The sequence below is a fragment of the Pseudoalteromonas sp. NBT06-2 genome (assembly GCF_002276045.1).
GTDB lineage: Bacteria > Pseudomonadota > Gammaproteobacteria > Enterobacterales > Alteromonadaceae > Pseudoalteromonas.
In genome coordinates this window covers 1-1,103 of record NZ_NQMR01000373.1, presented here as the reverse complement: position 1 = coordinate 1,103, position 1,103 = coordinate 1, and the positions used below count along the sequence as shown (strand labels likewise).

At 34.5% G+C, this 1,103-nt stretch carries 2 protein-coding genes; both read left to right on the top strand.

The genetic code is table 11. The features are described from left to right. Positions 1-103: 103 nt before the first annotated feature. Positions 104-589 (top strand): hypothetical protein, encoded by a 486-nt coding sequence (locus CJF42_RS26130; protein ID WP_095369390.1) that lies wholly within the window; start codon positions 104-106, stop codon positions 587-589. 112 nt (positions 590-701) lie between these two features. Continuing rightward, a complete protein-coding gene (locus tag CJF42_RS26125; RefSeq protein WP_095369389.1) occupies positions 702-1,049 on the top strand; it encodes a hypothetical protein in 348 nt (115 codons plus the stop codon). Positions 1,050-1,103 lie beyond the last annotated feature (54 nt).

Sequence of the window (1,103 nt, the reverse complement as noted above, 5' to 3'; positions counted from 1 at the left end):
GCGCCGTTTATACAAATGTTATGCCTCAATGAGTTCATCTAACAGTGTTAGATAATAGTAGTATTGTTCCATGTAGGAACAACTTTAATCTTAAGGAAAAAAAATGAAAAAGAAGATATTAGCGTTAGCACTTTCAACGATCATTATGTCTGGTTGTTCAAGTATTGTGAGTAAGTCTGATTATGCCGTCGCTATTAACAGTAATCCTGGAGGCTCAACTTTTGTTATTACAAACCGTGCAGGTCAAAAAGTTGAAAGTGGAATCACTCCGTCCACAGTAACTTTAAAATCATCATCAGGTTATTTTAAAGGTGAGACTTACACATTAGTGCTTAATAAAAAGGGCTTTTCTGAAAAAACATATACTCTTACAAGTTCTGTAGATGGCTGGTATTTTGGCAATATTTTACTAGGTGGTTTAATTGGTATGCTAATAGTCGATCCAGCAACAGGTGCTATGTATAACTTACCTGATAGAGTTGATATTTCACTTGATCAAGATTTAGCTCTTAAACCATCAGATACACTGAATATTGCAACTATAGATTCTTTAACTCAAGAACAAAAAGAACTATTAGTTAAAATTTAAGAGGCATAACAAGTTGCTTAAACGGAAAAATAACAGTTGGCCATCGCTACGCGATTATAGCCAACCGTTATTTTCCGCTTAGCAAAGCGTTATATTTTAAATAAGGTTCAATATGTCAAATATTTCAAAAACTCTATTATCGTTAGCTTTTTTAGCCTGCTCAACATCGGCGCTTGCTGAAAGGATTTATGTCACAACTACTATAGATGCGCTTTACACATATTCAGAGCAAGGTGTTTTTGATGGGGACGTAGCAATAAAAATATCTAACACACCTGCTGCTTGTGAGGGTGGATTTTGGCTTAGAAGCGCAAATACAGCGGGGTACAAAAATACCACTTCGTTTTTACTTTCGGCATATCATGCAAAAACAAAAGTTACCTTAAGTGGTTTGTCAAATGAACTATGGACTGGCTCAACTTCAAAATATTGCCGTTTAGATCAAATTTCTTTGAATTAGTGTATAAAAAATATAACAAGCTATTAAATCGGGACAAAAAACAGTTGGCTTTTG

Excerpts from the sequence above, each read along its gene's own strand:
- CJF42_RS26125 (WP_095369389.1), top strand. The coding sequence starts at position 702 with ATGTCAAATATTTCAAAAACTCTATTATCGTTAGCTTTTTTAGCCTGC.
- CJF42_RS26130 (WP_095369390.1), top strand. The coding sequence starts at position 104 with ATGAAAAAGAAGATATTAGCGTTAGCACTTTCAACGATCATTATGTCT.